Below are 5,385 nucleotides of genomic sequence, written 5' to 3' on the forward strand. Positions count from 1 at the left end.
GCAAGTCCGCCATCTGCTGTGGCAGCTCGGCGAGCGCGCGGCCGACTTCAGCCACCTGATCCGGGACCGGGACGCGAAGTTCACCGCCGCCTTCGGCGCCGTCTTCGCCAGCGAGAGCATCACCGTCGCCAAGACCCCTCCACGCAGCCCCAACTGCAACCCGCACGCGGAGCGGTTCATCCGCTCGGTACGCCAGGAGTGCACCGACCGCCTGCTGATCCTCGACCGCGGACACGCGGCGAAGATCCTCCACGACTACGCCCGTCACTTCAACGGCCATCGGCCCCACCAGGGACGAAACCAGCTCGCACCGCTCGATGACCCGAACGTCATCCCCATCCCGACAGCCCGGATCGAACACCGACAAGCCGTCACCGGCCTCATCAACGAGTACCACCGAGCAAGCTGACCATTCGACGAAGCCCCAGATCACAACCGGTGAAGCCATTTCGAAGCACTACGCCCTCGCGTCGTCGGCTGGTGCGGCCTCGACACCTTGCGGTGTAGCTTGTCATCCATACGATGACAATCAACCGGTCAGCGAAAGGGTGACGGCACTGAACCCGCAGAACACCGGCGCGGCCGGGGTGAGCCCGGCGTCGTTCCTGGCCGCCGCCGCCGCGCTGGGCACGATGGACGCCGCCGCTCGCACCGCCCGCCACGCACCCCCCCCCCGGACGACCACCAGGACGACCCGAGGCAGGCCCTGTCCGCACTGCTGCTGCTGCGTCACCTGCGCGAGGAGCTCGCCGGCTGGGAGACCGGCCTGATCGAGACCGCCCGCGGCGCCGGCGCGACCTGGGCCGACCTCGCCGAACCCCTCGGCGTCCAGAGCCGCCAGGCCGCCGAGCGCCGTTACCTGCGCCTGCGCCCCGACGCCGACGCCGGCACCCGGGCGGGCAGCACCGGCGAGCAGCGCGTCCGGGCCACCCGCGACCAGCGCGCAGCCGACCGCGCGGTGAGCAGCTGGGCGCGCGAGAACGCCGCCGACCTGCGCCGCCTCGCGGGTCAGATCGGCGCCCTGGACGACCTCACCGCCCAGGCGGCCCCCGCCGTGGAACGCCTCCTGGAGGCACTCGGCCACCACGACCCCGTCCGCCTGCTCGCCCCGCTCGCCGAAACCCGCCCCCTCCTGGAGGCACACCACCCGAAGATCGCCGACCGGCTCGATCGGCTCATCGCCCGGACCGACCAGTTGCGCGCCGCCAGCAGCCGGCAGCGCCGCACACCATCGGCCGGACCGTGACCCGCACGCCGTGAACGACCATGAGCCTGCAGGAGCACCACTCCGGCGGGGGGCGTGAGTTGATGCCCCGACGGCTCTCGGCGTGCTGCCACGGCACCGCCCGCCCCGGCCGCACCCGCCCCGAACAGCCTTACCAGCCCCTCAGAAAATCTGAACGTCCCCGGGCCCGACCGCGCAGTACGTTGACCGGGCCCGGTGGCTCGACCGGTCCGAACCCTTTCCACCTCTCGAAGGAGACGCCTCCCGTGGCCAGCCCGACCCAGACGCTGGAGTTCCAGGCGGAGACCCGCCAACTGCTGCAGCTGGTGATCCACTCGATCTACTCGAACAAGGACATCTTCCTGCGCGAGCTGATCTCCAACGCCTCCGACGCCCTCGACAAGCTCCGCCTGGAGTCCCTCACCGACACCGGCCTCGATGTCGACACCTCCGACCTCCACATCACGCTGGACGTCGACCGCGACGCCCGCACCCTGACGGTGCGGGACAACGGCATCGGCATGACCCGCGACGACGTCGTCGACCTGATCGGCACCATCGCCAAGTCCGGCACCGCGAGCCTGCTGGCGAAGATCAAGGAGACCAAGGACGCGGCCGCGGCGCAGAGCCTGATCGGCCAGTTCGGGGTCGGCTTCTACTCGGCGTTCATGGTCGCCGACAAGGTCACCCTGCGCACGCGCCGGGCCGGCACCGAGCAGGGCACCGTGTGGGAGTCCGACGGTGAGGGGACGTACACCATCGCGGAGGCCGGCGATCTGCCGGTGGGCACGTCGGTCACGCTGCACCTCAAGCCGGCGGACGGCGAGGACGGGCTGGGCGACTACCTGGCCGCGTGGAAGATCCGCCAGATCGTCAAGCAGTACTCGGACTTCATCCGCTGGCCCATCCGCATGGCCGCCGAACCCGCCGACACCGGCACCGACACCGGCGCCGAGGACCGGGACGGGAGCGATCGCCGGGGCGAGCCGGAGACGCTGAACTCGATGAAGGCACTGTGGGCCCGCCCGCGCAGTGAGGTGACCGAGGCCGAATACAACGAGTTCTACCAGCAGATCAGCCACGACTGGCAGGACCCGGCCGAGACGATCCACATGCGCGCCGAGGGCACCTTCGAGTACGAGGCGCTGCTGTTCGTCCCCGCCCACGCCCCGTTCGACCTGTTCTCCCGTGACACCAAGCGGGGTGTGCAGCTGTACGTCAAGCGCGTGTTCATCATGGACGACTGCGACGCGCTGATGCCGAACTACCTGCGGTTCGTCAAGGGCGTCGTCGACGCCCACGACCTCTCCCTCAACGTCTCCCGCGAGATCCTGCAGCACGACCGCCAGATCACCGCCGTGCGCCGGCGCCTCGTCAAGAAGGTCCTCGGCGCCCTCAAGAGCACGCAGGCCACCAACACCGAGGCCTACCTCAAGCTGTGGGAGCAGTTCGGCCGCGTCCTCAAGGAAGGCCTGATCGAGGACCGCGACAACACCGACGCCCTGCTGGAACTGGTCGTCGCGGCCTCGACCAACGACCCGCAGGAGCCGACCACGCTACGCGAGTACGTCGCGCGGATGAAGGACGGCCAGGACACCATCTACTACCTGACCGGCGAGAACCGGGCGATGGTGGAGAACTCCCCGCACATGGAGGCCTTCACCGCCAAGGGCTACGAGGTCCTGATCCTCACCGACCCCATCGACGAGATCTGGACCGACCAGATCCCCTCCTTCGACGGCCACCGCTTCCAGTCGATCGCCAAGGGCCAGGTCGACCTCGACGACGACTCCGACGGCGACGGCAGTGACGAGGCGAAGACCGAGAAGGCTCAGCGCGAACAGGACTTCGCCGCCCTCCTCGGCTGGCTCCAGAGCACCCTGGCCGAGCACGTCAAGCAGGTCCGCCTCTCCACCCGCCTGACCACCTCCGCGGCGTGCCTGGTCGGCGACGCCCAGGACCTGACCCCCACCCTGGAGAAGATGTACCGGGCCATGGGCCAGGAGCTCCCCGCTGTCAAGCGGATCCTCGAACTCAACCCCACCCACCCCCTCGTCACCGCCCTGCGCCGGGCCCACGAGACGAACGCGGACGACCCGGCGCTCGCCGACATCGCCGAACTCGTCCACGGCAGCGCCCTGCTCGCCGAAGGCGGCGACCTGCCCGACCCGGCCCGCTTCACCCGTCTCCTGACCGATCGCCTCACCCCCACCCTGTAACCCCCGCCGGGGTGCGGCCCGCCGGCCGCCGACCGTGTGGGGCTCGGAAAGTCGTGGCTGCTGGTCAAGCTGCGTACCGATACTCATTGATGACGCCGCCGAGGACGCGGGTACGCACGAGTCTGCCGTTTTCGAGGTCGTGAGCGATGGTGGGCTGCTGATCGGCGCCGGGTGGTATCTGGTTGCGGGCCCGGTGGGGACGGTGCTCGTTGTAGTGCCGCTGGTAGGCGGCCAGGACCTGCCGGGCGTGGGCCTCGTTCATAATGAGGACGTGGTCCAGGGCCTCACGGCGGATACTGCCGATCACTCGCTCGCAGTGGGCGTTCATCCGGGGAGCCTGGGGCGCGCTCTTCAGGATCTCCATCTCCTCGGCCTCGAAGACGGCATCGAACGACTGCCCGTACTTGCCGTCGCGGTCACGCAGCAGGAAGCGCAGGGAGTCCATGCGCCTGCCGAGGTTGGCCGCTGCGTTTCGGGCCTGCTGAACCGCCCACTCCCGGGTGGGGTGGGCGGTGACGCCGGCGATGTGCAGGCGCCGGGTACCGTGCTCGAGGAACGCCAGTGCGTACAGGCGCCTGCCGAGCACCGTATCGAGATGGAAGAAGTCGACGGCGATGATGCCCTCGGCCTGGGCCGTGAGGAACTCGCGCCAGGTCGGGCCGGTACGGCGCGGAGCTGGGTCGATGCCCGCCGCGTGGAGGATTCCCCACACCGTGGACGCGGCGATCGGGTGCCCGAGGCGAGCGAGCTCACCCTGGATCCGCCTGTGCCCCCACCCCGCGTTTTCCCGAGCCAGGCGTAGCACGAGGTTCTTGAGCGCCGCTCCGGTCGGCGGCCGCCCGGTGCGGGTGCGCCGTGTGCTGTAGTCCCACTTCGCCTCGATGAGCCGGCGATGCCAGGCCAGCAACGTGCCGGGCCTGACCGGGAAGACCGCCCGCCAACGGCGACGGGGTATCAGGCCGGACAGCGCCGCCAACCAGAACCGGTCCGCGGGCTCGTAGCGGAGCGGTCCTGATATCTGGCGGCGCAGCACAGCGTTCTCGTGCCGGAGCACGAGCAGCTCCGCGTCCTTGGCCGTGTCGCGGCGAAGCAGCACCCCGGGGATGGACAGCAGCTTGCGCGCCACCTTGTACAGCATCGAAACGATCACGCGAACATCGTGCCAGTCCAGGCCGTCCCACCCCTGTCACCTGCAGCGATGACTTTTCGAGCCCGACAGGGTCGGCTGCGGACGGATTGGTGCTGGTCATCAGGGGTGGAACTCCTACTCGGGCCCTCTCAGGCTAACCCGACAAAGCGGGATGTCTCACCCAAGGCTGACAGAGAGGGCGGCCGCACGCGCTGGGTCGTCGAGCGGACGTTCGCCTGGCTCCACCAGTTCAAACGGCTCCGCACCCGCTACGAACGCCGAGCCGACCTCCACCAGGGACTCCTCGAACTTGCCGCCAGCATCATCTGCCTCCGCCGACTCCAAAGATCATTCTGAAACGATCAGTGAAAGCATCACGCTCCTACCGACTTGCCAGCACCCGAGCCCGCGCCGAGCACGCTGAAGCCAGCTGACCGGAGCCCCTCATGCTGGTCCGCTGCCCAAGGGGCAGCGGACCAGCCAAGCCTCATGACCTGCTTCATTCTCCGAGTGCGAACGACGCCCGTTCTTGCCACTTCGTCCCGTCGTGCACGATGAGTTCAACCGACGAGACGTGAGAGGTGAACAGGAGCCTGCCGGCGAGGTCGGACTCGATCTCCTCCAGGACGGCGTCTTCCTGACCCTGAGCGATGGTCAGGTGCGGCACGATCTCGGCGAACCGGCCACCATACGGCTGAGCCTCAGGCCAACGATCAGCGATGGGTGCAGTTCGGAATGAGTGACCTTTTGGGTGGTTTGGCATAGGTATCTGCCGTCTCGGGTGGGCTGGGTTCCTAGGGTGCTGGTGTCGG

At 69.0% G+C, this 5,385-nt stretch carries 5 protein-coding genes and 1 pseudogene; 4 read left to right on the forward strand and 2 right to left on the reverse strand.

Translation table 11 applies throughout. The features are described 5' to 3' along the window. The 3 genes and pseudogenes from ACWC9T_RS40570 to htpG all read left to right on the forward strand — a co-directional run. A partial coding sequence (locus tag ACWC9T_RS40570; RefSeq protein ID WP_449826048.1) for an integrase core domain-containing protein occupies positions 1–409 on the forward strand: 409 nt, incomplete at its 5' end. Between the two features lie 148 nt (positions 410–557). Then, positions 558–1,246: pseudogene (locus tag ACWC9T_RS40575) on the forward strand (hypothetical protein). Between the two features lie 245 nt (positions 1,247–1,491). Continuing rightward, positions 1,492–3,444, forward strand: a complete 1,953-nt coding sequence (gene htpG / locus ACWC9T_RS40580; RefSeq protein ID WP_449826049.1) for a molecular chaperone HtpG — start codon at positions 1,492–1,494, stop codon at positions 3,442–3,444. Positions 3,445–3,508: 64 nt separating this feature from the next. Here the strand turns inward: htpG and ACWC9T_RS40585 are convergent, their stop codons facing one another. Then, entirely contained in the window at positions 3,509–4,594 is a 1,086-nt protein-coding gene (locus tag ACWC9T_RS40585; protein WP_449826050.1) for an integrase core domain-containing protein, read from the reverse strand. A gap of 48 nt (positions 4,595–4,642) precedes the next feature. Here ACWC9T_RS40585 and ACWC9T_RS40590 point away from each other — a divergent pair, with 48 nt between their 5' ends. Further along, the gene (locus ACWC9T_RS40590) at positions 4,643–4,930 is read left to right on the forward strand and encodes a transposase (RefSeq protein WP_449826051.1); all 288 of its coding nucleotides are present in this window, start codon (positions 4,643–4,645) and stop codon (positions 4,928–4,930) included. Positions 4,931–5,072: 142 nt separating this feature from the next. Here the strand turns inward: ACWC9T_RS40590 and ACWC9T_RS40595 are convergent, their stop codons facing one another. Next, entirely contained in the window at positions 5,073–5,336 is a 264-nt protein-coding gene (locus ACWC9T_RS40595; protein ID WP_449826052.1) for a 2'-5' RNA ligase family protein, read from the reverse strand. Positions 5,337–5,385: the final 49 nt, after the last annotated feature.

This window comes from Kitasatospora sp. NPDC001159 (assembly GCF_053598235.1).

Excerpts from the sequence above, each read along its gene's own strand:
- ACWC9T_RS40590 (WP_449826051.1), top strand. The coding sequence starts at position 4,643 with ATGACTTTTCGAGCCCGACAGGGTCGGCTGCGGACGGATTGGTGCTGG.
- ACWC9T_RS40595 (WP_449826052.1), bottom strand. The coding sequence starts at position 5,336 with ATGCCAAACCACCCAAAAGGTCACTCATTCCGAACTGCACCCATCGCT.